The sequence below is a fragment of the Corynebacterium faecale genome (assembly GCF_030408735.1).
Lineage (GTDB): Bacteria > Actinomycetota > Actinomycetes > Mycobacteriales > Mycobacteriaceae > Corynebacterium > Corynebacterium faecale.
Map to the genome: position 1 here is coordinate 1,728,397 of NZ_CP047204.1, position 24,776 is coordinate 1,753,172.

A 24,776-nucleotide genomic window follows, 5' to 3' on the forward strand; every position below is an offset into this window, starting at 1 on the left:
CTACTTAGAGTTACGGCCTTTGGCGATCATCATCACGATCGCTCCGGCGATGACCAGCACACCTGTAATACCGAGCAGCCAGTTCCATGGAGCCTCAAGCCCCATCCCCTCAGCTACCTCATCACCCGGGTTCTCCACCTGGGCGACAGGTTCAGAAGATGCGGTTTCCCCCTGGCTTTGCTCACCAGCTAGTTCGAAAGCAATGGAACCCTTGGTGGCGTGTCCATCAGATGAGGTGATCTGGAATCCCACCGTGTAGTTACCGGGCTCGGTATCCACATCCGAGGGAACATCGAAGCTGAGGATCCTGTCATCGATGTCAGGTTCTCCGGTGAACAGGATCTCCCCTGTATCCGTGTTGCTCAGGGCAACAGTATTGAAGAGGTCCTGCGGAATACCCGAGAACTCCAGCTCAATGGTCTCGGGGAATTCTTCCAACACCGCTCCGCTCTCCGGAGTTGATCCCAGGACCACATCATGGGCAGATGCGGCCGGGGAGAATACCAGTGGCACGGCGGCAAGCATTCCAGCCAGAGCAACAGCCGAGGCCTTCCGGAGTCTGAATCCGTTCCAGCCGCCCACTCGCTGAATGATGCCTGTCTCGATTTGTGCCATGAGATCCTCTCAACTTGTCGATATCACGTTATAAAGTGCGCATCGGAACCTGAAGTATTTTCAGGTCCGCTCAGTTGTCGAAAACCGCACCCACTTAGTTCCCACCCTCCCGTGCCTGATCAGGGGGTTTCGGTGAATTGACCAAAGTCTAACCAGTTCAGGGGCACAAACAGAAACAATGTGATCTGAACTACTACCAGTTGAGCGCCCGCTGAGCGGAGACGAAAAAGACCACCGTAGAAAACTACGATGGTCTTAAATCTTATTGAGCGGATGACGAGACTCGAACTCGCGACCCTCACCTTGGCAAGGTGATGCGCTACCAACTGCGCTACATCCGCATGAACCTGGTTTAAAGAGTAAGTTCATACTCTTGGTGCGCGATACTGGGATTGAACCAGTGACCTCTTCCGTGTCAGGGAAGCGCTCTCCCGCTGAGCTAAACGCGCGGGTTCATTTCTTACCGATTGGCCCGGTGAAATGAGAGCGGATGACGAGACTCGAACTCGCGACCCTCACCTTGGCAAGGTGATGCGCTACCAACTGCGCTACATCCGCATGAACCTGGTTTAAAGAGTAAGTTCATACTCTTGGTGCGCGATACTGGGATTGAACCAGTGACCTCTTCCGTGTCAGGGAAGCGCTCTCCCGCTGAGCTAAACGCGCTTGAACTACGAGGTGGAAACGGGAATCGAACCCGTGTGCACGGTTTTGCAGACCGTTGCCTCACCACTCGGCCATTCCACCGTGGCGGTAATTCCCGCCTCAGGTACGAATAAACGTACCAGAGCGGATGACGAGACTCGAACTCGCGACCCTCACCTTGGCAAGGTGATGCGCTACCAACTGCGCTACATCCGCATGCACCACTGGAGAATCTGATCTTGTTTCAATCGCTCTCTGCGGTGCGAGATCCAACTTTAGCCCGAACAGCTTAAACAACACAAATCGCCAGCTAAACCGACAAATCCCCCATCACTGGAACCACGGAAACGAGCGAAAGGTGAATTACACATGCGTAGTTCCGCAGTACACCGGCTTTTCCGCCCAATAGGCATAGTGCCAATCCCCCGCCGGGAGACCATCCAGAAACTATTGTTCCCCACCGCCGTGGAACACCCCTATTAGATAGAGTGTGGATTCAAATTGGAATCATCCTGAATTAGGAACTTTCCACACCCTCGTGTTAACTTCGAATTGCACCGATGAGGTTTACCTCTTCAGTTGCGGTCCTATGGCTCAGTGGAAGAGCGTTCCGTTCACACCGGAAAGGTCGCTGGTTCGAACCCAGCTAGGACCACAGTTAAACCCCCTGGAATCAGGGGGTTTTTTCATTTCCAGGGTCAAAAAACCACGCGTTTGTGGGGCGAACGTGGGGTAAGTGTTTTCATTACAGGCACTTTTACGCAATCATGACTTACCCTTCGCGATATACCCAACAAGGTTATGAGGTGCGCATTAATCGCAGCCACTGGGAGGTAATCATTTCGATGGAGTTAGGCTCATGCGCCACCCAGTGACGACCGCGCAGGATTCCATGAAATTCGGGTGGTCAGCAGCCTCTAGACAACTGGCAAACCGCAGCCACAGGGCAAAGTGATGTAAAATAGCCTTCGGGCCTGACATTTCCGCTGGCAATTTAGCGTTCTCCCCGCTTAGGTGGGGATGGCCCCAAGTCCATTATGCGCTGCGTCAATTCAACAGCGTTCTCCCCGCTTAGGTGGGGATGGCCCCAAGTCGATTATGCGCTGCGTCAATTCAACAGCGTTCTCCCCGCCTAGGTGGGGATGGCCCCCGCGATGACACCGGTTCCCCTAAGTCAGCACTGTTCTCCCCACTCAGGTGGGGATGGCCCGTGCGCCGGGCACCAGCGTATGATATTGAACCCGCATAGTCTCGGGTGTGAAAGTATCAACACCTTGTGCACAGTCAGTATCACTGGATTATGCACACTCCCATGAGTTCTGTACATAAGAATTCACCGTCATCAGTGGGTGCTCGCTAAGCTCAAACGGATGGCACATATTGATGATCTCATAGGCCCGGTTCTCCCGGTCGCTACACCAGAGTTCCGGGTTGTGTTGGTGACCTCCATCGTTGGATCAACCGCGGCAGGCGGTACCTCGGGCCGGATGGGCAATGAGACTGACACCGCGCTGCTGCTCGGGTTGCGGCAATGGTCGGATGTGGTGCTGGTGGGTTCGTCTACCATCAAGGCTGAGGATTATGGCGGAGTGATGGTCAGCGAAAGCGACCAACACAAACGCCGGGCACGTGGCCAGGAGCCGGTCCCGCCGATCGCGGTGATCTCCTCATCACTTGATTTCGATCCCACCGCACAGTTCTTCCGGTCCCCCACTCCGCCGATCATCATCACTGATAGCACCGATCAGGACAAGCTCGGTGTACTTGAGGATGCCGGGGCGCGCCTGATGCGCCTTGACCACCTTGGGGTCGGGGCAATCGTCGATAAGCTCAATGATGAGGGCTTTGCCCGAATTAGCTGCGAGGGCGGCGCCTTTGTCTACGCACAGGCAGTGGAAGCGGATGTAGTCGATGTCTGGCATCAGACGATTGATCCGACTGTGTCCGGGTCTGTGGAGAAACCCGCCGTACGTGGGGGCAGTACCGCTGCCACCCGGATGCGGTTGGAGCACACCCACGTGGACCCGGATAGCACGCTATTTCTGCGATACCGGCGTAGCTAGGGGTGTTGGACTACAAACGTCTCCACACCATTGGCTAGATTGAAACGGTGAGTTCCCCAGTAAATCTGCCTTCAGACAATGAAAGCTTGTCCACGCCCCCCGCACCCCTCCCGGACGTTCCCCGCCCGCAACCGCGCCGCAGTTCCTGGGACCGGATCGGCAACGCCGTCGGATGGCCCCTGGCGATCCTTCTGATGGGGCACCGGTTCTTCATCCGGGCGGTCAACGGTTCCGTCACTGATGATTTCACCACCGTCTACAGTGCGCTGCGTCGCTTCATCGAGGGCACACCGGTGTACAACGAGATCTACCACCACGTGGATCCCCATTATCTCTACAACCCCGGCGCCACCCTCCTGTTGGCACCCCTGGGGTATATCGGTGATTTCACAATGGCACGCCTGGCGTTCATCGCGGTTAACCTTCTAGCGATCGTCCTTGCGCTGGGCCTGCTGACCCGCATGGTCGGGTTCGCGTTGCGCAGCATGGTGTGGCCGCTGTCCATCGCGCTGGCCATGCTTACCGAAACGGTGCAGAACACCCTGATCTTCTCCAATATCAATGGCATCCTGCTGCTGATGATGGTGCTGTTCCTGTGGTGTGTGATCCATAAAAAATCTTGGATTGGCGGGCTCATCATCGGTTTAGCCATCCTGGTTAAGCCGATGTTCCTGCCGCTGTTGTTCCTGCCATTGGTAAAGAAGCAGTGGGGCGCGCTGATCGTGGGCGTTCTCATCCCGGTGATTTTCAATGTCATCGCCTGGCCGCTGGTTCCCGGCGCCTCGGACTACATCACCCGCACGGTCCCCTACCTGGGTGAGACCCGTGACTTCGCCAACAGTTCGCTACCTGGTCTGGCTATCTACTTCGGCATGCCCGGGTGGATGGAACTGACCTGGTTCCTGGTGTTCGGTGTGATGGTGGGTGTCTCGGTGTTGGCGCTGCTGCGCTTCCGCAATACCGAACCGTTCTTCTGGGCCGCCACCACTTCCGGTGTCCTGCTCACGGGTGTGTTCTTCCTGTCTTCCCTGGGGCAGATGTACTACTCGATGATGATCTTCCCGATGATCTTCACCCTGCTGGGTTCTCGGTCGGTGTTCCATAACTGGTTGGCGTGGGTGGCGGCCTTCTTCTTCCTCACGCCATCTACGTTCGCGTCACCGCACTGGCCGGATATCGCACGCTGGATGGAATTTTTCCGGGCCACCGCTGGTTGGGGTCTATTGATAGCAGTCACATTTGTATCGACGGTAATCTGGTTCGTTATGGATATCCGCAGCAAACGCGTGGTCGTGGTCCCCGAGACCACCGCACCACCCAGCTCCGGATACTTCACCGGCGGAGCAACCGCGGCAAGCACACTATCTGACCACAACGAGAGGACGACATGACCGACTTCAAGCTGATCACCGATGCGGAATGGCGCGAGCGACTCAATCCGCAGGAATACCACGTGCTGCGCCAGGCCGGCACCGAGCCTCCCCATGTGGGCGAATACACCGACACCACCACCGAGGGTGTCTACAGCTGCCGTGCCTGCGGTGACGAGCTGTTCCGCTCCACAGAGAAATTTGATGCCCACTGTGGCTGGCCCTCCTTCTTCTCCCCGCTGGCCGGTGACAAGATCATTGAGAAGGAAGACCTCTCCCTGGGCATGCGCCGCGTTGAGGTACTCTGCGCCAACTGTGGTTCCCACATGGGCCACGTCTTCGAGGGTGAAGGCTTCAACACCCCGACTGATCTGCGTTATTGCATCAACTCCCTCTCCCTGACCCTGGAGGAACGTCCGGTCACCGAGCAATAATCGGGACTTCTGCCACCGATCAAACATAAGAAGGTGCCTCTGACACCGCCGATTTCCAGGCAGTGCCAGAGGCACCTTTTATGACCGACGCTGAGCGCGGCTGAAGTACTTAAAGTACTAAGGAAGAACCTCAATCAGCTCAGCGATGTCTGCAACACGACGCCCGGAGACGAACGGCAGTTCCTCACGGACGTACATGCGGGCCTCGGTATAACGCATCTTGTGCATGAGGTCGACGATGCGGTCCAACTCATCGGCCTCGAAAGCCAGCATCCACTCGTAGTCACCGAGGGAGAAGGCGCTGACGGTGTTGGCGCGGACATCCGCGAAGTCAGCCGCAGCCTGACCGTGCTCCACCAGGATACGACCACGCTTGGCCGGCTCCAGGATGTACCAGTCATAGGAACGGACGAAGGGGTAGACCGTCATCCATTCCTTCGGCTCCTCACCCATGATGAAGGCTGGGAGGTGCTGCTTGTTGAACTCGGATGGGCGGTGGATGCCATTGCCGATCCAGAACACCTCGGACACCTGGCCCAGGATGGTGGTGCGACGGAAGTCTGAGAAGGCCTTCTGAAGATCAGAGAACTCCTCCGCATGCCACCAGATCATGTAATCGGCATCCGCGCGCAGACCGGTGGCATCGTAGATACCACGGATGACCACCTTGCCTTCTGCCACAAGGTTGTCGAAGAACGTGCGTGCCTGCTCGATCACCGCGGTGCGGTCATCATCCAGGGCTCCGGGGATTGCTCGGAAAATCGCCCACTGGGTGTAGCGCTGCACATCATTGAGCTTGTCGTAGTCGAGCTCACTCACAGGTTTTCTTCCTTTCATGGATCCCATCTGTTCCGACGGTGATCCGATTGCGGACGAGAGAATCTGGTGCGAACCGCCACGGTTCCAGTCCATGACCCAATCGGCGGAACGGGGTTGAAAACTCGCACCATCGTGTCCATCATAAGTTTGATTGGGTGCCCGTGGACAATCGACCCCCAAAAGGGAGAACCGTCACGCTGCCAGTGATGGGCTTCCATAGTGATAGGTGCGAGGATAATACGCATGAAAATTCACAGATATTTGCTCAATAAAGGATTGAACGGCGCGCCTCCCCCTACTACAACAGTCTCCCAGTAAGTTTCACACTGTGATCGATTCCGAAGCGACCTCTCAGCACACGACGCCAGCACAGCAGGCTGAGGGCACTCCCGCCGAGTTCTCCGCGGCGGTAGAGTCCATGCACAGAGCACGCCTGCGCCCGGAAATAACTCTGGGAACAATCAGGCCCCCTCAGCGTCTGGCTCCGTTTTCCCATGCCATCGGTTTGGAGGTAAACGTACCGGACGAGCAGGACATTGTTGCGCAGGACAGTGACGGCGACTCCTTCGGTCGACTCATCCTCCTCCATGACCCAGGTGCGGAAGAAACCTGGGAGGGCACCATGCGTCTGGTCGCCTATATCCAGGCAGACATGGACCACGCCGTGGCCTCCGATCCGCTCCTTCCTGAGGTGGCCTGGCAATGGCTCACCGAAGGTCTGGCGCGCAACGGTGCCGAGCACACCAATCTCGGTGGCACCGTCACCTCCACCACCTCAGTTCGCTTCGGCGAGATCGGTGGACCCCCCAGTGCCTATCAGGTGGAGATGCGGGCATCCTGGACCGCCACCGGCACTGACCTCACCGCACATGTGGAGGCATTCGCCACCGTGCTCTCCTCCGTGGCGGGTCTCCCGCCAGAGGGTGTGACTGAACTCCACAGGTAGGTACGAAGGTAAGTTGGTAGCCATGGCTTCCGATCTACTTCAGCCCCGCGACGGCATTCCACCACTGCTTTCCACCCCCGCAGAATTTGAAGCGGCGGCGGATGTGCTGGCCGGTGGAACTGGTCCCTTCGCAATCGACACAGAGCGGGCATCAGGGTTTCGCTACGACGACCGTGCGTTCCTCATCCAGATCCGTCGCAGAGGTTCGGGCACCCTCCTGTTTGATCCTGAATCATTCCGTCCTGAGTTATCACGGACACTCGGACCGGTGATCAATAAGCAGGAATGGATCATCCATGCGGCTGCCACGGATCTGCCCAGTCTGGCATGGCTCGACCTCCGTCCGGGCAAGCTTTTTGATACTGAGCTCGCGGGGCGTCTCGCCGGCTTCGAACACGTCAACCTGGCATCCATGGTGGAGCAGATCTTTGATCTCCACCTCCGTAAAGGCCACGGGGCGGAAGACTGGTCTCAACGCCCGCTCCCCGATGACTGGCTGAACTATGCCGCGCTCGATGTGGAGATGCTCCCGGAACTGGCTGATGTCATGGCCGAGATGCTGGATCAGCAGGGGAAACTCGGTTGGGCTGAGCAGGAATTTGATCATATCCGCTCCCGGTTCGCCGATACCACTGAACCCCCGACACCGGCGTGGACTGATATGAAGGGAATCTCCACCCTCAAGCGTCCGGAACAGCGGGTGGTGGCCCGGGAAATGTGGATGGAACGCGATGCCTATGCCTCCGGCCGTGATCTGGCGGCCGGCCGGGTTCTCTCCAACAAGGTCATTGTGGAAACCGCACGCACACTACCGCGCTCCCCGAACGCGCTGGCTCAGGTCAAGGGCTTCCCGGGACGAAACGCCAATACGGTGAAGCGGTGGATGCGTATTATCAACCGCGCGCTGGCATCACCGAGACAGACCTGGCCGCGCCCCCTGCCCCGCACCGAGTCCGTTCCGGACCGTCGCTATTGGAGCTCCTTCTATTCCGAGGAGTATGAGGTGCTGCAGGCTGTTCGTGCTGACATCGATGACCTGGGTGCAGAGCTCAATATGCCGGGTGAGAACCTCATCCAACCCGCCAGCCTGCGGGCAGTGGTGTGGATGGCCACCAACACCGGTGAAATCCATGATCAAGAAAGCCTGATGGGCGCACTTCACAGTTATGATGTGCGCCCATGGCAGGTGGAACAGGTCTCGCCGATTCTCATCGACGGCCTTCTGACCCGATAAGGTCTAGTCGTCGGTCTGGTCCTCGATCTAGTCCTCGGCCTGATCGTCCCCGCCGAAGAGTCGGTCCATCCAGCCGGCGACGGTGGCTTCCATGCTGTCAGCATCCAGACCGTGGGCAGCCTGAACCTCGCCGCGGCTGGCGTGATCAAGGAATTTCTGTGGCACGGCGATCTGTCGGCGCGGGGTGTCCACCTCTGCGGCATTCAAAGCATCTGAGAGCAGTGAACCCACGCCACCGTGGATCACCCCGTCCTCGATGGTGATCACCAGATCATGATCAGCGGCCATGGCCACGAGGGACTGCGGGATTGGAATTACCCACCGCGGGTCAACCACCGTCACGTTGACACCGGAGGCCACGATGCGGTTGGCCAGCTCAGCTGCCGCGGTGGCGCGCTCGCCTACGGCTACGATGAGAACATCCGGAGCATCCTCGGCGGATTCCGCCTCCAGGTAGGTCAGGATGTCGACCCCATCCTCCAGGGTGTGAACGGCATCCAGCGGAACCGGAAGATCACCCTTGGGGAAACGGACAACGGTGGGGCCATCGTTGATCTCCACGGCCTCAGCCAGCAGCTCGCGCAATGCGTTCTCATCCCGTGGGGCGGCGACACGAATACCGGGGACGATCGAGGTCAGAGCCATGTCCCACACACCATTGTGGCTGGCTCCGTCACTACCCGTGATCCCGGAGCGGTCCAGCACCAGGGTCACCGGCAGGTTGAGCAGGCCCACATCCATGAGGAGCTGGTCAAAGGCACGGTTGAGGAAGGTGGAGTAGATCGCCACCACCGGATGTTTACCGGCGAGCGCCAATCCGGCTGCAGAGGTCATCGCATGCTGTTCAGCGATGCCCACGTCGTAGAACCGCTCCGGGAAATTGGCTGCGAATTTTGAGAGTCCGGTTGGACCTGCCATGGCTGCGGTGATCGCAACGATATCGTCGCGGCGTCCACCGAGTTGCACCAGCTCATCACTGAACACTGATGTCCAACCGGGCTTGGAGGTGGACACCGGGATTCCGGTCAGGGGATCCATCACACCCGTTGCGTGCATGAGCTCAGCGAGGTCCTGCTCAGCAGGGGCGTAACCGCGCCCCTTCTCGGTGACCACATGAACAATGATCGGGCCCTCGAAATCACGGGCGTAGGCCAGTGCGTTGTCCACGGCCTTCTGGTCATGTCCATCAACCGGGCCCACATACTTCATACCCAGTTCCGGGAACATCTCGGTGGGGATGACGGTGCTCTTCACGCCCTCCTTGAAGGCATGGAGTGCCTCGAAGGTGCGCTCCCCCACCCAGCCCATGGATTTGAGGGTGGATTTGCCCTGTTCCATGACGCGGTCATAAAAAGGTTCCATGCGGAGTTCGGCGAGATTCTCGGCGAAACCTCCGATGGTCGGTGAGTAACTGCGTCCGTTGTCATTGACCACCACCACCACATTACGGTCCTTACCTGCGGCGATGTTGTTCAGAGCTTCCCAGCACATGCCGCCGGTGAGGGCTCCGTCACCCACCACAGCCACCACATTGCGATCTTTGTCCCCATCCAGCTGGAATGCTTTCGACATTCCGTCCGCATAGGACAGGGCTGCTGATGCGTGGGAGGATTCGGTCCAGTCATGGTCGCTTTCCGCACGGCTGGTGTAGCCGGACAGGCCACCCTGCTGGCGGAGGGAGTCGAAGTCATCCGCGCGTCCCGTGAGGATCTTGTGCACATAGGACTGATGAGAGGTGTCAAAGATGATCGGTTCACGTGGCGAATCAAACACCCGGTGCATACCGATGGTCAGTTCCACCACCCCGAGATTGGGGCCGAGGTGCCCACCGGTGGCTGCGACCTTGTCCACCAGGAAGGTACGGATCTCCTTCGCCAGGGGCTCCAGATCCTCTTCTCTGAGGGCTTTGAGGTCAGCAGGTGTTGAGATGCGATTCAGGATTCCCATGGGCGTGAGTCTGGCACCTTTGCTTCTCGGAAACGGACGGAAATTTACTACTTGTCCTGCGGTGTTGGGGAGGCAACATGCAAGTCGGCAGGCGATCGGGGTACGAACCTGGGAAACAAGCCGTACACAATCACCTGCAATATTGTGGCTATCTTACTCTGTACCCGGATGTTAGCGGGTAACCGACTGGCTCATGGCCAGGTTTCTATGACACCGTCCGGCTGAAAACACCAATGGTTTCACAGTGGTGGGTGCCGGGGAAAGCGTTGAAAACGGCCAGGCGATCCAGGGTGTAGCCATTGGTGGACCAGTCGGCCACGTCACGGGCGAAGGTCGCTGGATCGCAACCAATGTGGATGACCAGCTGTGGTTTCGCCTCGGCGATGACACCGAGCACCTGGGAACCCGCACCGGTGCGCGGCGGGTCGAGCACGACCACATCAGGCTTGGGCAACTGGGAAGCAACCGACTCCACCTTCCCATTGTGGAAGGTGACGGGCAGCCCCTCCAGGGCCTGATCCCCCGCCTCAGCGGATCCCTCGGACAGCTCCACGGAATGCACGTGCGCGCCGAGCTCACGGGCCATTGCAGGCACGAACAGGCCGACACCCCCGTACAGGTCCCAGGCGACCGGGCCACGCTTATCGACGTCCACCAGCTCTGTTCCGGCGAGTACCTCGGCGATGAAATCAGAGTAGGCACGGGGAGCCGCTTCATGTGCCTGCCAGAAACCAGTGACCGGGAATGTCCAGGTGTGGTCGCCAACAGTCTGCTGAACATTGCCATCCCCCTCGATCACATCGAGGATGGTCTCGGCACGGCGTCCACGTGAGGCCTTACGGGACTCAACGACGGTTCGCTGACCGCGGTCATCGATGGCTGCGATCACTTCAGCTCCGGGGGTGAACTTCCGGGCATCAGGGCCCACCAGTCCACGGAGAAGCTCCGGGGCCACCTGGGAGCAGGCAACATCGGTGACCAGATCATTCGACTTCACCTTGCGGAACCCTGCACGACCGGAGGCATCCACGCCGAGCCGCACGCGGGTGCGCCAGCCCTGTGCGGGTGCCAGCTCAACCCGCTCGGGTGCCTCCACGTTGCTGAGGCCACCGATTCGTTCCAGCTGGTCGGTGACAACCCGGACCTTGAGATCCAGCTCTGCCTCCGGCGACAGCTCCGCGTAATCGCAGCAACCGGCCCCTGCAGCGGCAGCCGGGCACCGGGAGTCCACACGCTGCGGCGAAGCAGCGTTGACCTTCACCACGGCGCCACGGGCGAAACGCTTCTTCACCTGGGTGATCTCCACGTCCACGTCATCACCGGGGATGCCGCCGTGGACGAAGATGACGCGCCCACCGTGGTGTCCGATTCCCTCGCCACCATGGGCAGGGCGGATGACCTCGACGGTGATGATGTCACCCTTGTTGAGTTCGGCGGTATCAGTCATGTGACTGGTCCCTTCTTTCTTGTTGATCTCGGACCATGTGCACGATCAGACATGGCATCCAGCCCATCGCGTGGGCTGCAGAAGCAGACAACACTACCCTGCCGGGGTCGCATTACCTGCATTGTCACCAGGGTTGTTCTGCTGCAGACCCTGCTTCTGCTGTTCTGCACGCTTAGCCATCGCCTGTTGGATCTGATCGGCGAACTGCTGAGGCAGGGCCACGGGCAGTGGACTTCCCGCCAGGATCGGGGCATCCCCACGGTTGACGAAGGTGCGCGCAATCACCTCGCGGCCAAGCTCCTTCATTTCCTCGGATCGGTCCGCGGGGCTGATCATGGTCATGCGCAGCATCCACCGCGGGCCATCCACACCGGCGATGCGGATCTGACGGTCATTGGCCTCACCAACAACCTCCCTGCCCCACGGGCCCTGTTCAACGCGGACGGTGAGTCCGTCCTTGCGCATTCCCTCGGCGATCTCCTTCGTGGCCTCGCGCCACTGTCCAGCTGAGCTACGGCCGGCGAAGGCGACAGGGGTGATCCTGCCGTAACGGGTCACCACATGGAGCATCCTGGGGCCCTGCTCCCCCATTTCCACCTGCACCTCGGAGTCCTTCGGCAGAGGGATCTTCAAGGAACCGAGATCCAGTGTGCCCTTGGAGAAATCCGAGAAATCGAAGTCATCGAAGTTGACCTCGCCAGCATCATATGGACCTGAGGCCCCGTTCACCGCGTCATGGATGGGATCCGGTTGATCATCTAAAGGCTCATCGGTGGCAGTGACCTCAGCTGGGGCTGTCTCCTCCGCCTGGGTGGGTACATCGTTGTAATGAGTCTCCTGCTCCTCCATGTGCTGGTCGGGTGCAGAATCCTTCTTCTTTCCAAACGGCCACAGTGCCATGATCTCCCTTTCGGTCCCTTCTCATTAACGATGCGCGGGGGGCGTTACGTTCACCACGGTAGTCAGCTTCTCCGCGGATTGTTGTCTCCCACGCGATCCGCTCAAGTCTAGGGGCCTGGGGATTTCCCGCCACCGCAGACCACCTCAGGAATCTGCGTTCACCCCGGTGGAGCCATGGCCCCGGTCACCGCGGATGGTCTGGTCAAGCTGCTCCACCTCAATGAAGTCAACCAGCTCAACACGCTGGATGATCAGCTGGGCGATGCGGTCACCGCGGCTGATCTCGATCGGAGTCTCCGGGTCCAGGTTGATCAGGCAGACCTTGATCTCCCCTCGATAATCCGCATCGATGGTGCCCGGGGCGTTGACGATGCTCAACCCCTCCCGTGCAGCCAAACCAGAACGGGGGTGCACGAGGCCAACCGTTCCCAGTGGCAGGGCAATGGCCACACCCGTACCCACCAGTTCCCTGTGGCCTGGAGGGATGATGACATCGGCGGTGGCATGTAAATCCACCCCGGCGTCACCGCGGTGCGCACGGCGCGGCATCGGCAGGTCTTTGTCCAGCCTCTGAAGACGGACATTGTCAATGGGTTTCAGGTTCTCAGTCACAGGATCAGAATACTCAGTACCCCCCGGCACCCCATACCGGAGACCCCCGTGTGCATTAAGGCTCCGTACTCGGAAAATGGTGCTGTGGTCGGGGTGAGATAGGATTGCCTATTGTGACTGATTCCCATCGTGCTGATTCTGTGAACCCCACCGGCCCCGAGAACACGGGCTCAGGTGCCCGCGTCATCTACCGCGAGCGGCAGTGGGTCCCGTGGTACTGGTGGCTGGCCATGGCCGGCCTGGTGGCTCTCCTGACGGCCCAGTTCGGCCTCAACCGCAGTGATCTGTGGGTCTACGTCCCCGCTGTGGTGCTCACCGTCATCGCTGTCTGGGTTCTGCTGACCATGTCCAACACGATCATTTCGGTGGAGGAGGATGCAGACGGCACCCGATGGCTGATCGCAGGGCAGGCCAACCTCCCCCATGATGTGGTGTCCCGCTCATTGGCGGTACCGGCCACCGCGAAACGCAATGCGATGGGTCGCCAGCTGGACCCGGCAGCCTTCGTGGTGTCGCATGGGTGGGTACACGAGATGGTGATGCTGGTACTCGATGATCCCGAAGACCCCACCCCCTACTGGCTGATCGGCAGCCGGGACCCAGAAGCCCTGCTGCGCGCCTTCGTGCCAGACCAGGCGGAAAATGCCCTGGCTGACTTCAAATAAGCCACCCGGAAGTCACGAAACCCCGTCTCCACCCCATCGAAGCATGGGTTGTTGGGACGGGGTTATTTGATTGATGCAGCTGAGGGTGATCAGGCGCAGTCAAGGCAGATGACTGAACCGTCCGCCTCGGTGTGTGACTTACGGTTATTGCGCTGAACCAGGAAGCAGCTGGCGCAGGTGAACTCGTTCTCGCGACGTGGCACCACGTCAACGTTGAGTTCCTCTCCGGAGAGATCGATATTGGGAATCTCAAAGGACTCCACGATCTCGCCGTCATCATCCATGTCATTGGCGGTTTCAACCGCCTTCAATCCCTCCAGGGAGTCTGTCTCCAGTTCATCTTCGACGCGGCGGCGCGGAGCATCGTAATCGGTGGCCATCTGGTTTCCTCCCGAGTGGGTTGGTGTCATCTCTCAACTTTGCGCACTTCAGCAAATGTCATGCAGCGTTTAGCGCGCATAGTAAATGAGAAAAGTCCGCTTGTCATACTCGCTGGTCAGAGGGCCTTAATTAAGGCAACATCAAATAGGTTTAATTAGTGACATCACGCTCTGAGAGGCTTGAGAGCACCGATTCCGGAAAATAGTGCCTCCACCGCGTCAAAAACCAGCTGTGGCGCAGCATACAGAATTTCACCGGACTGACCCGGAATGGACAACCCGGGGGCATGCACGAGGGCACCGGCCTCCTCCGCGATGAGAATTCCCGCGGCATAATCCCAGCAGTTGAGACCGTGCTCGTAATACACATCCACCTGCCCATCAGCAAGGAGGCAGAGATCGAGGGCAGCGCTGCCCAGCCGTCTGATATCGCGAACCGCGGGGAGCACCGAAGTGAGCACCTCGGCCTGGTGCCCACGGCGCGTGGCGGAATAACTGAATCCGGTAGCCACCAGAGCCTGACTCAGGTCGGAGACATCATTGACGCGCAGGAGCACGATCTCATCTTTCTCGGGAAGGTACTTATAGGCACCTTCGCCACGCGCAGCGCTGTAGAGAACACCGGTGTCCACATTGATGACCGCGCCGGCCACCACCACGCCGTCAACTGCTGCGGCGATGGAGACCGCATATTGGGGAAGGCCATAAACAAAATTCACGGTGCCGTCGATGGGATCCACGATCCATGTGACTCCGCTGAGCGAAGGTGCACCGGTCCCCTCCTCACCGATCAGACCATCTTCCGGACGCAGTTCCTGAATACGGTTGGCGATGAAATCCTCAGCCAGGGTATCCACGATGGTCACCGGATCAACGGAGGAACTCTTGGTGTTGGTGTAATCCCAGAGGTTGCCCAGCTCCGCACGCTTGTCCCGGATCCGTGCGGCGGTCAACGTGGCTGTCTCTGAGGCGATGGCCCGGAGTTCATTGAAGGAGTAGGTCTGTGCTGATGTAGGTCCCATACACACCATCATTGTTGGTTTTTCCCTTCACCGTCAGGGAGATGAACAACCAGTTCCCTGACTCATGGTGCGATTGCTGGTGGTTCCCTGCCGAAACGCCGACTGGTTTGTACACTTGGGCCCATGACTGAAACGGGATTTGGGATCGATATTGGAGGCTCCGGCATTAAAGGGGCGAGAGTGGATCTGTCCACCGGTGAATTCATCGGTGAGCGCATCAAGATAGCCACTCCCCAACCGGCGACGCCTGATGCCGTTGCAGAGGTCGTCGCCGAGATCCTCACGCAGGCCGACTGGGACGGACCGGTCGGCATCACCGTTCCAGCGGTCGTTCGCGGTCAGGTGGCGCTCACAGCAGCCAATATTGATAAGAAGTGGATCGGCACTGATGTGCACGAGTTGTTCCAGCGGCATCTGGGTGACAGGGAAATCACTGTGCTCAATGACGCCGATGCCGCCGGCATCGCAGAAGCCACCTTCGGCAACCCGAAGGCACGCGAGGGATCGGTCATCCTGCTCACACTCGGTACTGGAATCGGTTCTGCCTTCCTGATGGACGGCGAGCTCTTTCCCAACACCGAACTCGGCCACCTCATCGTCGATGGCGAGGAGGCGGAGCACCGTGCTTCAGCGGCAGTCAAGGAAAATGAGGATCTGTCGTGGAAGAAGTGGGCAAAACAGGTGTCTAAGGTCATCAACGAGTATGAGCGACTGTTCTATCCTCACCTGATCATCGTGGGGGGTGGCATCTCACGCAAGCATGAGAAGTGGATTCCCCTCCTGGATGTGGAGACAGACGTTGTACCGGCTGAGCTCAGGAACCGTGCCGGAATTGTCGGCGCCGCGATGGCCGTCGCAAAGCATCTGGCGCCTTAGCGCCGGGTACATCCGGGGTAACGGGGACCTTGATTCGAGGCGACCGTTGGGGTAACGCAACCTGGCCCCACTGTGACACCCCTGCAGCCGATCATCTATACTGGGCTGCTGATCGTGGACAAGAGTTAACCATGAGATTGATTCGCCCTTGTGACTTCCCAAGAAACCTATGACTCAGAGCATTATCCCAACCAGTGGATGCCAATGAGACTTTCCGGGATACGGCAGCAGGGACATGGAGCAATTGATCGGCTGACCATTTCTTAAAACGATGTATTTCAAGTCTGGGTGCTTTTATTCGGCGTTTCTCGGGAACAAATAATCATTCCTGTTGTTGGATATATGTACTTATACCTGAAACCATCACCCGGAAAAGCAAGGCGAAAGGACATTAGTGGTAACCACTGAATCCTCACAGCATCGCTCGGATCAGTCGAAGACGTCGATGAAAATGCACCAGGAGCCGTGGAGAGCAGCATGGTAGAAAATAACGTAGCTAAAAAGACGGTCGCTAAGAAGACCGCACGTAAGACAGCGCGCAAGGCGGCACCCCGGGTTGCAGCACCCCTCGGGACTCAGGACAGTCCGACCGACGCACCTTCCGCTACCCCGGCACCTGCGGCCATTGACGCCACCGTCGAAACCGCCACCACTGACACGGGCAGCACTGCCGCAGAGACCACCACCGCAGCCAAGAAGGCACCTGCGAAGAAGACGGCGAAAAAGACCGTCCGCAAGGCTGCAGCCAAGAAGACCACGGCAAAGAAGGCTCCCGCCCGGAAGACCGCAACCAAGGCCACTCCGGCCAAGGCTGCCCCGAAGGTGATCGATCCGACCATCGAAGATGATGCTGGGGGGAAGGTCGTTGAGGACGAGGAGGATCCCGACTTCATTGACACCGACCTGGTCGAAGAAGAAGAGGACGGCGTCGAGCCCCTCGGTGCAGAAACCGAGGAGGAAGAGGACGACGGTTCCTCCGTCTGGGATGAGGATGAATCCGCAACTCTCCGCCAGGCCCGCAAGGATGCCGAACTCACAGCCTCCGCTGACTCTGTGCGCGCCTACCTCAAGCAGATCGGCAAGGTCGCCCTGCTCAATGCCGAGCAGGAGGTCTCCCTGGCCAAGCGCATTGAGGCCGGCCTCTACGCCACGCACAAGATGGAGGAGATGGAGGAAGCATTCGCTGCCGGTGACAAGGACGCGAAGTTGACCCCTGCGGTCAAACGCGACCTGCGTGCCATCGCCCGTGATGGCCGCAAGGCTAAGAACCATCTCTTGGAAGCCAACCTCCGTCTCGTGGTGTCCCTGGCCAAGCGTTATACCGGCCGTGGCATGGCTTTCCTGGACCTCATCCAGGAAGGCAACCTGGGCCTGATCCGTGCCGTGGAGAAGTTCGACTACTCCAAGGGTTATAAGTTCTCCACCTACGCCACCTGGTGGATCCGTCAGGCCATCACCCGCGCCATGGCTGACCAGGCCCGAACCATCCGTATTCCGGTTCACATGGTTGAGGTCATCAACAAGCTGGGACGCATCCAGCGTGAACTGCTGCAGGAGCTCGGCCGTGAGCCCACCCCGCAGGAGCTGTCCAAGGAGATGGATATCTCCGAGGAGAAAGTCCTGGAGATCCAGCAGTACGCACGTGAGCCGATCTCCCTGGACCAGACCATCGGTGATGAGGGTGACTCCCAGCTCGGTGACTTCATTGAGGACTCTGAAGCAGTTGTCGCCGTTGACGCCGTCTCCTTCACACTCCTCCAGGATCAACTCCAGGATGTTCTGGAAACCCTGTCTGAGCGTGAAGCAGGTGTGGTCAAGCTGCGCTTCGGCCTGACCGACGGCATGCCACGCACCCTGGATGAAATCGGCCAGGTTTATGGTGTGACCCGTGAACGCATCCGCCAGATCGAGTCCAAGACCATGTCCAAGCTGCGCCACCCATCACGGTCCCAGGTGCTGCGCGACTACCTGGACTAGAATGAGCCCCTGGTAAAAAGCATCAAGGCGCCCGCGCTCTCGTGAAACAACGAGGGTGCGGGCGCCTTCTGCGTTCCGTTAATCCGTCAGATCAACGCCGGTCCAGGTTGCTGTCATTCTCATATGTGTTGCTTCCGAGAGGACGAGCACCGGGGATGTCGGCATAAGAGGAGCTCTGTGGATCCACATAGGGATCCTGCAGACCATTCTTGCCGTAGGAAATGCGACGATGTACGGCTTCGAAGGGACCGCGGCGTCCGGCGAGTTCCAGCGCGAACGCCAGGAACATGGTGATCAGCCACACCCCTGCCGCGACAGCCGACGCACCCAGGATCCCCTGGCCAATTCCCAGGCCCAGTGTGAACGACTGGGTGATGATGAGCAGCAGGAACGACTGGAAAACGTAGCCACTCATGGACCGCGCACCGAGCGCCGCGATCATCCGTGGGAACAGAGGCAACCTGACGGCCTTCCCCTGCGCGGTCTCCCCCTGCGCGGCCTGTTCATTGAGACGGCGCTGCAAAGGCTGGGCCAGCAGGGCCACCGCGGCGACGATTCCCGGGCCGGTGAGAACACCGAAGGCCTGGTTGAGTCCCGAAAGCATCGGCGCCCATGAGGTGGGCAGCACCCCGATCTCCGCCAGACCCCACGGCAATCCGACCAGCACCACGACGGCAAGCATGACACCCACCGCTGCCCATAGCTGCCTGCGAAATTCATCCACCCTGCTCAACACCCGGTGACGTGCAGCGATGAATCCGACGATCATCACCGGCATGAGCATGAGGATCTCCACGGGGATCGCGACTACCTGCCCAACCACCATGAGCAGCGCGAAAAGGAGGTAGCCGCCGTAGCTCTCAGGTGCCTGGGTCATCGCAGTGAAATCAGACGCTGCACCATCACCCATCATCATGGGGAGGGCCACGGAGACCATCACGGTTCCGATGGAGTAGACGGCGAACATCACCCCGGCAAACCACCACAGGGATTTGTCACGGAGTGTCATCATCGCCGCGAAGATCATGCCTGCCACACCGTAGAAGAACATGATGTCACCCCAGAACAGAAACACCATGTGGAGGAGGCCGAATAGGGCCAGGAATCCGTACCGCCGCGCCAGAATTCCCCGTGCTCTACCTTCCGGGTACTGCCTGCGCCAGAGACTGGTCACGATCATGCCCACGCCATAACCCAGCATCGCGGAGAACATCGGAAGTCCACGGACATGGATGAACATCGCGCTGATGACCACAGCGATCTGTTCCCATAGGGAACCGGAGACCATCCCGCCGAGGCGGTGGGCCTGATAGCTGGTATCAGAGGGGAGCCATGCTGTGGCCACATTGGCCAGCGCGATTCCCAGCAGGGCGATTCCACGGGCAAGGTCGGGTGAGAGTATCCGGTGTTGCTGAGCGGAACGGTCAGGGGGGCGTGTGATCATGTCAAACATCCTCACATGTCAAGGTCGATGTGGCTGGACAGAACGCTATAAAGGGCAGTGAAGCGCAATGAGAAGGCCCCACAGATCTGCGGGGCCTTCATGCGGGGTGGTGGAGCAACTGCTAGAAGTTTTCATTCATGAACTGCTCCACACAGGCCTGCTGTGCGGCGGTGGTGGAGTTGTCGGTGAAACAGTCCATGATGCCGCTGTTGAGGAACAGCACCACGATGATGGCGAAGAAGGCCACGATGATCAGGCTGATAATGGACAGGATGAGCCCGCCGACAGACCAGCCGGTGCGTTTATTCGATCCCTGGTAGTTCTTGCCACGGATGAGCGCCACGATGGAGACGATCAGACCGGCCACCGCAATGAAGGGAGCTGCAAGAATCAACACGGCGAGAGGGCCGGCGAAGACGGTGAAGAAGACCACGATGCTGGCGATACCCAGCCCGAGAGCCCACGCGGCGAGCTTGTTCTTTTTAGCGTTCATCGGGGAGTTCTCAAAACCGCCACCGTAATTGGTACCATAGGGGTCCTGCGCCCCACCTGCACCCGGGTAACCACCGGAGAACTGTTCGCCACCCCCTGCCCCACCGGTGGAACCATATGAACCATAATCCGGTGTGGCCCCGGGATTCCCCGGGTTGCCGCCACCTGGGTTGCCACCTGTATTACCACCTGTATTGCCCGGATCGCCGTAAGGGTAGTTGGGATTGGTCATGATTGGTGCCTTCCTCGGTGATGTGGTTCAGGTTGTACCCGCGAAGAACTTTATTGGTTTCGCGGTTGCTCTGCCAGATAAGACTACCCTCACAGCCAGGTGTGGGCCGCGAGGGTATGTATTTTGATATGGAAACTTTATCCGCTACCACTGCCGGAGATAGGCGATCCGATCCCTGAGCTGCTGTGCTGAACACAGTGCCGTCGGAGGGCCACCACAATTCTTGCGCGCTTCGGTGTGGATCGCACCATGTGGCCGCCCGGTCCGACCGGAGGTGATCGACACGATGGTGTTCAGTTCCTTGCGCAGACGCGGAATCTCATCGCTGGCCACCTCATCGGCTGAGGCCTGCTCATGGATCTCCGCCTCCCGCTGTTTCTGACGCGCCTCTTCCTTGCGTCGCCTCTCCTCCACATCGCGGGCATCCAGCTGTTCCTCCTGACGCTTTCGCAGCAGCTCGCGCATCTGCTCAGCATCCAGCAGTCCCGGTAGACCCAGATAATCAGCCTCTTCCGCAGAGCCTGAGAATGTGGCGGTGCCATAGGTGGAACCGTCATAGATCAGGGAGTCCAGCTCTGCTTCCGCACCCAGGGACTCATAGGCTGGCAGCAGATCTGGTTCGCTCTCCTTGCGGTTGGCCTCCTGGAGGAGCTCGTCATCCCACCCTTCCTTGGGGCGGTCTGGCTTACCCAGAACGTGATCACGGGACACCTCGAGCTTGGCAGCCAGGTCCAGCAACACTGGCACTGACGGGAGGAATACCGATGCGGTCTCACCCGGCATACGGGAACGCACAAAACGTCCGATGGCCTGGGCGAAGAACAGTGGTGTGGATGCCGAGGTGGCATACACCCCCACCGCAAGCCGCGGAACGTCCACGCCTTCAGACACCATGCGTACCGCCACCATCCACTCATCGGTGGAGGCAGAAAACTCTTCAATTCTCGCGGAAGCTCCCGGTTCATCGGACAAAACGATGGCCACCGGAGTGGAGGATAGTTCCTTCAGAACCTTCGCATATGCCCGGGCAGTCTTGGTATCGGAGGCGATCACCAGGCCACCGGCATCAGGGATGTTCTGGCGCAGCTGCATCAGCCGGGTATGGGCTGCTGAGAGCACAGCGGGGATCCAGTCCCCCGTGGGGTCCAGGGCGGTGCGCCACGCCTTGGCGGTCTGCTCGGCGTTGAGGGGCTCGCCGAGGCGGGCCGCGTATTCCTCACCAGCGCTGTCCCGCCAGCGTGCCTCGCCCGAATAGGCGAGGAAGACCACAGGCCTGACCACGCCGTCGGCAAGCGCCTCGGAGTAGCCGTAGGTGTGGTCGGAACGCGACACCATGTGGCCGTGTTCATCCTCGGTGTAGCGGACAAAGGGAATCGGCGAATCATCGGAACGGAACGGGGTACCGGTCAGCGCCAGTCGGTGTTCAGCATCCCGGTAGGCCTGGCTGATGCCCTCGCCCCAGCTCTTGGCATCGCCGCCGTGGTGGATCTCATCGAGGATGACCAGGGATCGGCGCGCCATGGTCACCTGATAATGCTTGAACGGGTGCATCGACACCTGCGCATAGGTCACGCAGATACCGTCATAGGCGGGATTGACGCTGCCGGAGTTCTTGAACTCGGAGTCAAGGGACAGACCGACCCTCGCTGCTGCCTGCGACCACTGCGTTTTCAGGTGCTCGGTCGGGACAACAACGATGATCCGGTCAACGGTCCGGGATACCTTTAGTTCCGTGGCCACGCGCAACGCAAACGTGGTCTTACCTGCGCCGGGGGTAGCCACAGCCAGGAAATCACGGGGCTTTTCAGCGAGATATTTATCCAGGGCTGCGCGCTGCCAGGCCCTTAGATTGTTACTCACTTCTTACGCAGACCCTTAAAAATTCTCTCGCAGTCCGGGCACACAGGTGAACCGGGCTTGGCTTGTTTAGTCACAGGAAAGGTCTCTCCACACAGCGCAACAACCATGCGACCATTGACGGCAGAGTCTACGATCTGGTCTTTCTTCACATAGTGGAAGAACTTCGGGGTGTCGTCGCTGGTGGCGTTATCTTCCCTGACATCTGGGCGTTCAATAGTCTTCGTTGTCGTTCTCACCCATCCCATCATGCCCCAAATTCCTGTGTTGGCCATAAACGGACTACCCTTTGCCGTATGAACCAGCGGAAATCTCGACATAACAGGCCGAAGGGTTCGTCGGGATCGTCAAAAAGCAGGATGTTCAAACGGGTTCTCCATCGCAATGAAGTCCTTCTCATCACCGACAAGAAGCGCACCCCCATGCAGGATCTGCGCCACCGGCGACGCATCTACAACGTGATCCAGGCTGTGCGTATCCCCCTCCTGGCCCTGGCTGGTCTGTGTTGGATGATCTGGGGCCTGTGGTGGCTGGCCATCATCATCTTCATCGTCTCCGTCCCGCTGCCGTGGGTGGCGGTGGTCATTGCCAATGGCCAGGGCCAGCCCCGTGACCCACGGGAGAAGGCGGTGTACAAACCCGGACTCGCCCGAGAAATGCAGGCACAGGCCCGGTTGGAGGCTGAGCGGGCGCGTGCGTTAGAGGCCACCCCACCCTCGAATGAGGGCAAGGAGGTGGACCTCATCCGCAATTTCGAGGGCATCACCATTGACGCTGACGAGGATCAGGACAAGGACGATAAGAATGACCAATAGCACCCCCCGCCGTTCACCGTTGACCCAGGTCGCGCGCGAGCTGAAGAAAACCTTCCGGGAGATCGGCTACACCACCTCCGGCATCGCCGATCTGCTCGGTCCTGACTTCACCCAGGCCATGCACGCGGGACAGCCGGCCGCTGTCCGCTACCACCTGGACACCCTGCCCGCCTGCAACCTCAGCCTCGCCCTACGGGCCTTGGTTCTGCGCGACCCGGTGCGCGTCGACAAGCTCTCCGCGCTTCTCGGTGAGGGCACCATGATCACGCTTATCGACGCCGGCTTTGCCCGCGAGACCGCCGATGGCAGCGTGCGGTTACTGATTGATATCCGTCCTCATCTGATCGCGGGTCGTCAGCAGTGGGTGTTCTCCGATGCGGATGCGTCAATGACGCAACATGTGCCCGGCCCCGATCATGTCCTGGGTGTGGGAGCAGCCAGCTTATCCCTGCTGCAGGCCACCCCGACCTCCCCCACCGACCGGGTGCTGGATCTGGGCACCGGGTCCGGCATTCAGGTGCTGGGACAGGCAGGACTGGCCTCCACCATCACCGCCACCGACGTGCATCCCCGCGCCCTCGACTTCGCTGAGGCCACGCTGGTGGATTCCGGGGTGGATGTCGAACTCATTGAAGGCAGCTGGTTCGCCCCGGTCGAGGGACGGGAATTCGACCGGATCATCGCCAACCCACCGTTTGTGGTTGGCCCGCCGGAGATCGGCCATGTCTACCGCGATTCCGGAATGGATCTGGACGGTGCCACCAGACTGGTCGCGGAAGAGGCCTGCAGGCATCTCGCCCCCGGCGGCACCGCACACCTGCTGGGCGCCTGGGTGCACTCAACGGAACAGTCCTGGCAGCAGCGGGTGGCGGAATGGCTGCCCGATGAGGGTGTCGCCGCGTGGATCATCCAGCGCGATGCCGTGACGCCCTCCCAGTATGTGGGCACCTGGTTGTCTGATGAATCCCTGGATCTGCGCAGCCCGGAGGCTTCCGAGCGCACCTCCGCCTGGCTGCGCCACTTCGACAACGCCGGGGTCACGGGTGTGGGGTTCGGTTTCATCGCCATCCACAGGCTGGGATCAGACGAACAGGAAACAAAGTCCGACATCCTGGCGGAAGAGATGACCCAGTACTTTGAGGATCCCCTCGGCCCGGAAGTCTCCGAATACTTTGCCCGTATCGCGTGGTTGCGAGACCAGACCCGTGAGTCCCTCCTGGAATCGCGCTACCGGGTGCGACCCGGCGTGGCGCAGGAGGAGGTGAGTCTGGCAGATGCCGAGGAAGGAATGGGGTTCGCGCCGGTGGCCAGGCGCCTCACCCGCACCGACGGCCCACGGTGGTCACATGATGTTGACCACCACCTCGCGGCGGTGCTGTCCGGCCTCAACCCGGATGGACTGAATCTGGAGGAGACCCTTGGCCTCTACGCCATGGCCAACGGGGTGGATGAGCAGGCTCTGCACAACAGTGCGATCGCCGCGGTGGTGGACCTCGTCCGGCACGGGCTGGTGCTTCCTGTGGATCTGATCGCGGGTGAGTTCTGATGAAAGCTGTATTGACCCGGGTGAGTTCTGCGAGTGTGACCGTTGACGGTGACGTGGTCGGTCAGATCGACTGCCCCGAAACGGGTGGTCTTTTGGCCCTGGTGGGTGTGGGCTCGGAAGATGCCCCCGATGCGTGGGAGACCATGGTGCGGAAAATTGCCGAGCTGCGCATCCTGGATGAGGAGAAATCTGTCAGTGACGCCGGCGCGCCGGTCCTGCTGGTCAGCCAGTTCACCCTCATGGGCAGAACAGCCAAGGGCCGTCGTCCATCGTGGTCTGATGCCGCACCCGGTGACATGGCAGAACCAGTGATCAGGAAGATCGCGGACGGTTTACGTGCCCGTGGAATCCAGGTGGAGGAAGGCCGCTTCGGCGCGATGATGCAGGTGACCTCGGTGAATGAAGGGCCGTTCACCGTCCTGGTGGAGTGCTAGCAAG

Annotated in this window: 23 protein-coding genes and 7 tRNA genes; 12 read left to right on the plus strand and 18 right to left on the minus strand. The window is 59.6% G+C overall.

Features of this window, described 5'->3' with window-relative positions; translation table 11 throughout:
* The 7 genes from CFAEC_RS07885 to CFAEC_RS07915 form a co-directional block, all read right to left on the minus strand.
* The gene (locus CFAEC_RS07885) at positions 1 to 615 is read right to left on the minus strand and encodes a copper resistance CopC family protein (RefSeq protein ID WP_290275731.1); all 615 of its coding nucleotides are present in this window, start codon (positions 613 to 615) and stop codon (positions 1 to 3) included.
* 268 nt (positions 616 to 883) lie between these two features.
* Positions 884 to 956: transfer RNA gene (locus tag CFAEC_RS07890), tRNA-Gly, on the minus strand.
* Positions 957 to 989: 33 nt separating this feature from the next.
* Positions 990 to 1,064 (minus strand) — tRNA-Val (locus CFAEC_RS07895).
* Between the two features lie 36 nt (positions 1,065 to 1,100).
* Positions 1,101 to 1,173, minus strand: a tRNA-Gly gene (locus CFAEC_RS07900).
* Positions 1,174 to 1,206: 33 nt separating this feature from the next.
* Positions 1,207 to 1,281, minus strand: a tRNA-Val gene (locus tag CFAEC_RS07905).
* A gap of 10 nt (positions 1,282 to 1,291) precedes the next feature.
* Positions 1,292 to 1,362, minus strand: a tRNA-Cys gene (locus CFAEC_RS07910).
* 41 nt (positions 1,363 to 1,403) lie between these two features.
* A tRNA-Gly gene (locus tag CFAEC_RS07915) sits at positions 1,404 to 1,476 on the minus strand.
* Between the two features lie 367 nt (positions 1,477 to 1,843).
* On the opposite strand from CFAEC_RS07915, the gene CFAEC_RS07920 reads away from it, so the two are divergent.
* From CFAEC_RS07920 to msrB, 4 genes are all read left to right on the plus strand, one after another.
* Positions 1,844 to 1,915: transfer RNA gene (locus tag CFAEC_RS07920), tRNA-Val, on the plus strand.
* Positions 1,916 to 2,630: 715 nt separating this feature from the next.
* Complete coding sequence (locus CFAEC_RS07925; protein ID WP_290275734.1) at positions 2,631 to 3,323, plus strand: pyrimidine reductase family protein; 693 nt, start codon at positions 2,631 to 2,633, stop codon at positions 3,321 to 3,323.
* A 47-nt stretch (positions 3,324 to 3,370) separates the two neighbouring features.
* Positions 3,371 to 4,714, plus strand: a complete 1,344-nt coding sequence (locus tag CFAEC_RS07930; RefSeq protein ID WP_435384219.1) for a glycosyltransferase family 87 protein — start codon at positions 3,371 to 3,373, stop codon at positions 4,712 to 4,714.
* Complete coding sequence (gene msrB, locus CFAEC_RS07935; protein WP_290275736.1) at positions 4,711 to 5,127, plus strand: peptide-methionine (R)-S-oxide reductase MsrB; 417 nt, start codon at positions 4,711 to 4,713, stop codon at positions 5,125 to 5,127. The genes CFAEC_RS07930 and msrB overlap by 4 nt, the downstream gene beginning before the upstream one ends.
* Before the next feature lie 117 nt (positions 5,128 to 5,244).
* Here msrB and hemQ read toward each other — a convergent pair whose 3' ends face one another.
* The gene (gene hemQ / locus CFAEC_RS07940) at positions 5,245 to 5,964 is read right to left on the minus strand and encodes a hydrogen peroxide-dependent heme synthase (protein WP_290275738.1); all 720 of its coding nucleotides are present in this window, start codon (positions 5,962 to 5,964) and stop codon (positions 5,245 to 5,247) included.
* Between the two features lie 310 nt (positions 5,965 to 6,274).
* On the opposite strand from hemQ, the gene CFAEC_RS07945 reads away from it, so the two are divergent.
* Both CFAEC_RS07945 and CFAEC_RS07950 read left to right on the plus strand, forming a co-directional pair.
* Positions 6,275 to 6,892: a DUF3000 domain-containing protein gene (locus tag CFAEC_RS07945; protein WP_290275740.1), complete on the plus strand. Its 618-nt coding sequence runs from the start codon at positions 6,275 to 6,277 to the stop codon at positions 6,890 to 6,892.
* Between the two features lie 22 nt (positions 6,893 to 6,914).
* Complete coding sequence (locus CFAEC_RS07950) at positions 6,915 to 8,126, plus strand: HRDC domain-containing protein (protein WP_290275742.1); 1,212 nt, start codon at positions 6,915 to 6,917, stop codon at positions 8,124 to 8,126.
* A 27-nt stretch (positions 8,127 to 8,153) separates the two neighbouring features.
* Here the strand turns inward: CFAEC_RS07950 and dxs are convergent, their stop codons facing one another.
* From dxs to dut, 4 genes are all read right to left on the minus strand, one after another.
* Entirely contained in the window at positions 8,154 to 10,073 is a 1,920-nt protein-coding gene (gene dxs / locus CFAEC_RS07955) for a 1-deoxy-D-xylulose-5-phosphate synthase (protein ID WP_290275745.1), read from the minus strand.
* A 205-nt stretch (positions 10,074 to 10,278) separates the two neighbouring features.
* On the minus strand, positions 10,279 to 11,520 hold the full coding sequence (locus CFAEC_RS07960; RefSeq protein WP_290275747.1) for a class I SAM-dependent RNA methyltransferase: 1,242 nt from the start codon (positions 11,518 to 11,520) through the stop codon (positions 10,279 to 10,281).
* Between the two features lie 93 nt (positions 11,521 to 11,613).
* Positions 11,614 to 12,420, minus strand: coding sequence for a DUF3710 domain-containing protein (locus CFAEC_RS07965; protein ID WP_290275749.1), 807 nt, complete (start codon positions 12,418 to 12,420; stop codon positions 11,614 to 11,616).
* 144 nt (positions 12,421 to 12,564) lie between these two features.
* Positions 12,565 to 13,020 carry a dUTP diphosphatase gene (dut, locus tag CFAEC_RS07970; protein ID WP_435384280.1) on the minus strand — a complete coding sequence of 152 codons (456 nt, stop codon included), beginning with the start codon at positions 13,018 to 13,020 and terminating at the stop codon, positions 12,565 to 12,567.
* A 125-nt stretch (positions 13,021 to 13,145) separates the two neighbouring features.
* Between dut and CFAEC_RS07975 the strand changes: the two genes are divergently transcribed.
* Positions 13,146 to 13,697 (plus strand): DUF3093 domain-containing protein, encoded by a 552-nt coding sequence (locus tag CFAEC_RS07975; RefSeq protein ID WP_290275754.1) that lies wholly within the window; start codon positions 13,146 to 13,148, stop codon positions 13,695 to 13,697.
* Between the two features lie 89 nt (positions 13,698 to 13,786).
* Here the strand turns inward: CFAEC_RS07975 and CFAEC_RS07980 are convergent, their stop codons facing one another.
* Entirely contained in the window at positions 13,787 to 14,077 is a 291-nt protein-coding gene (locus CFAEC_RS07980) for a DUF4193 domain-containing protein (RefSeq protein ID WP_290275756.1), read from the minus strand.
* A gap of 164 nt (positions 14,078 to 14,241) precedes the next feature.
* Positions 14,242 to 15,099 (minus strand): inositol monophosphatase family protein, encoded by an 858-nt coding sequence (locus tag CFAEC_RS07985; protein ID WP_290275758.1) that lies wholly within the window; start codon positions 15,097 to 15,099, stop codon positions 14,242 to 14,244.
* A gap of 123 nt (positions 15,100 to 15,222) precedes the next feature.
* On the opposite strand from CFAEC_RS07985, the gene ppgK reads away from it, so the two are divergent.
* Positions 15,223 to 15,975 (plus strand): polyphosphate--glucose phosphotransferase, encoded by a 753-nt coding sequence (gene ppgK, locus CFAEC_RS07990; protein ID WP_290275782.1) that lies wholly within the window; start codon positions 15,223 to 15,225, stop codon positions 15,973 to 15,975.
* A 477-nt stretch (positions 15,976 to 16,452) separates the two neighbouring features.
* A complete protein-coding gene (locus tag CFAEC_RS07995; protein ID WP_290275784.1) occupies positions 16,453 to 17,952 on the plus strand; it encodes an RNA polymerase sigma factor in 1,500 nt (499 codons plus the stop codon).
* 91 nt (positions 17,953 to 18,043) lie between these two features.
* On the opposite strand, the gene CFAEC_RS08000 is transcribed toward CFAEC_RS07995, so the two are convergent.
* The 4 genes from CFAEC_RS08000 to CFAEC_RS08015 form a co-directional block, all read right to left on the minus strand.
* Positions 18,044 to 19,396, minus strand: a complete 1,353-nt coding sequence (locus tag CFAEC_RS08000) for a DUF418 domain-containing protein (protein WP_290275786.1) — start codon at positions 19,394 to 19,396, stop codon at positions 18,044 to 18,046.
* Positions 19,397 to 19,517: 121 nt separating this feature from the next.
* Positions 19,518 to 20,120 (minus strand): hypothetical protein, encoded by a 603-nt coding sequence (locus CFAEC_RS08005; RefSeq protein ID WP_290275788.1) that lies wholly within the window; start codon positions 20,118 to 20,120, stop codon positions 19,518 to 19,520.
* 144 nt (positions 20,121 to 20,264) lie between these two features.
* Positions 20,265 to 21,980, minus strand: coding sequence for a DEAD/DEAH box helicase (locus CFAEC_RS08010; protein WP_290275790.1), 1,716 nt, complete (start codon positions 21,978 to 21,980; stop codon positions 20,265 to 20,267).
* Complete coding sequence (locus tag CFAEC_RS08015) at positions 21,977 to 22,216, minus strand: DUF3039 domain-containing protein (RefSeq protein ID WP_290279845.1); 240 nt, start codon at positions 22,214 to 22,216, stop codon at positions 21,977 to 21,979. Before CFAEC_RS08015 ends, CFAEC_RS08010 begins: the two co-directional genes overlap by 4 nt.
* Positions 22,217 to 22,336: 120 nt before the next feature.
* Here CFAEC_RS08015 and CFAEC_RS08020 point away from each other — a divergent pair, with 120 nt between their 5' ends.
* From CFAEC_RS08020 to dtd, 3 genes are read left to right on the plus strand one after another with little or no spacing between them, the layout of a single operon-like run.
* Positions 22,337 to 22,792, plus strand: coding sequence for a DUF3099 domain-containing protein (locus tag CFAEC_RS08020; RefSeq protein WP_290275793.1), 456 nt, complete (start codon positions 22,337 to 22,339; stop codon positions 22,790 to 22,792).
* Positions 22,782 to 24,338 carry a DUF7782 domain-containing protein gene (locus CFAEC_RS08025; RefSeq protein WP_290275795.1) on the plus strand — a complete coding sequence of 519 codons (1,557 nt, stop codon included), beginning with the start codon at positions 22,782 to 22,784 and terminating at the stop codon, positions 24,336 to 24,338. The genes CFAEC_RS08020 and CFAEC_RS08025 overlap by 11 nt, the downstream gene beginning before the upstream one ends.
* On the plus strand, positions 24,338 to 24,772 hold the full coding sequence (gene dtd / locus CFAEC_RS08030) for a D-aminoacyl-tRNA deacylase (protein ID WP_290275798.1): 435 nt from the start codon (positions 24,338 to 24,340) through the stop codon (positions 24,770 to 24,772). The genes CFAEC_RS08025 and dtd overlap by 1 nt, the downstream gene beginning before the upstream one ends.
* The last annotated feature ends 4 nt before the right edge of the window (positions 24,773 to 24,776 follow it).

Bases quoted from the DNA above. Each gene is read 5' to 3' on its own strand.
- CFAEC_RS07885 (WP_290275731.1), bottom strand. From the start codon at position 615: ATGGCACAAATCGAGACAGGCATCATTCAGCGAGTGGGCGGCTGGAAC.
- CFAEC_RS07925 (WP_290275734.1), top strand. From the start codon at position 2,631: ATGGCACATATTGATGATCTCATAGGCCCGGTTCTCCCGGTCGCTACA.
- msrB (WP_290275736.1), top strand. From the start codon at position 4,711: ATGACCGACTTCAAGCTGATCACCGATGCGGAATGGCGCGAGCGACTC.
- hemQ (WP_290275738.1), bottom strand. From the start codon at position 5,964: ATGAAAGGAAGAAAACCTGTGAGTGAGCTCGACTACGACAAGCTCAAT.
- CFAEC_RS07950 (WP_290275742.1), top strand. From the start codon at position 6,915: ATGGCTTCCGATCTACTTCAGCCCCGCGACGGCATTCCACCACTGCTT.
- dxs (WP_290275745.1), bottom strand. From the start codon at position 10,073: ATGGGAATCCTGAATCGCATCTCAACACCTGCTGACCTCAAAGCCCTC.
- CFAEC_RS07960 (WP_290275747.1), bottom strand. From the start codon at position 11,520: ATGACTGATACCGCCGAACTCAACAAGGGTGACATCATCACCGTCGAG.
- CFAEC_RS07965 (WP_290275749.1), bottom strand. From the start codon at position 12,420: ATGGCACTGTGGCCGTTTGGAAAGAAGAAGGATTCTGCACCCGACCAG.
- CFAEC_RS07980 (WP_290275756.1), bottom strand. From the start codon at position 14,077: ATGGCCACCGATTACGATGCTCCGCGCCGCCGCGTCGAAGATGAACTG.
- CFAEC_RS07985 (WP_290275758.1), bottom strand. From the start codon at position 15,099: ATGGGACCTACATCAGCACAGACCTACTCCTTCAATGAACTCCGGGCC.
- ppgK (WP_290275782.1), top strand. From the start codon at position 15,223: ATGACTGAAACGGGATTTGGGATCGATATTGGAGGCTCCGGCATTAAA.
- CFAEC_RS07995 (WP_290275784.1), top strand. From the start codon at position 16,453: ATGGTAGAAAATAACGTAGCTAAAAAGACGGTCGCTAAGAAGACCGCA.
- CFAEC_RS08000 (WP_290275786.1), bottom strand. From the start codon at position 19,396: ATGATCACACGCCCCCCTGACCGTTCCGCTCAGCAACACCGGATACTC.
- CFAEC_RS08005 (WP_290275788.1), bottom strand. From the start codon at position 20,120: ATGACCAATCCCAACTACCCTTACGGCGATCCGGGCAATACAGGTGGT.
- CFAEC_RS08020 (WP_290275793.1), top strand. From the start codon at position 22,337: ATGTTCAAACGGGTTCTCCATCGCAATGAAGTCCTTCTCATCACCGAC.
- CFAEC_RS08025 (WP_290275795.1), top strand. From the start codon at position 22,782: ATGACCAATAGCACCCCCCGCCGTTCACCGTTGACCCAGGTCGCGCGC.
- dtd (WP_290275798.1), top strand. From the start codon at position 24,338: ATGAAAGCTGTATTGACCCGGGTGAGTTCTGCGAGTGTGACCGTTGAC.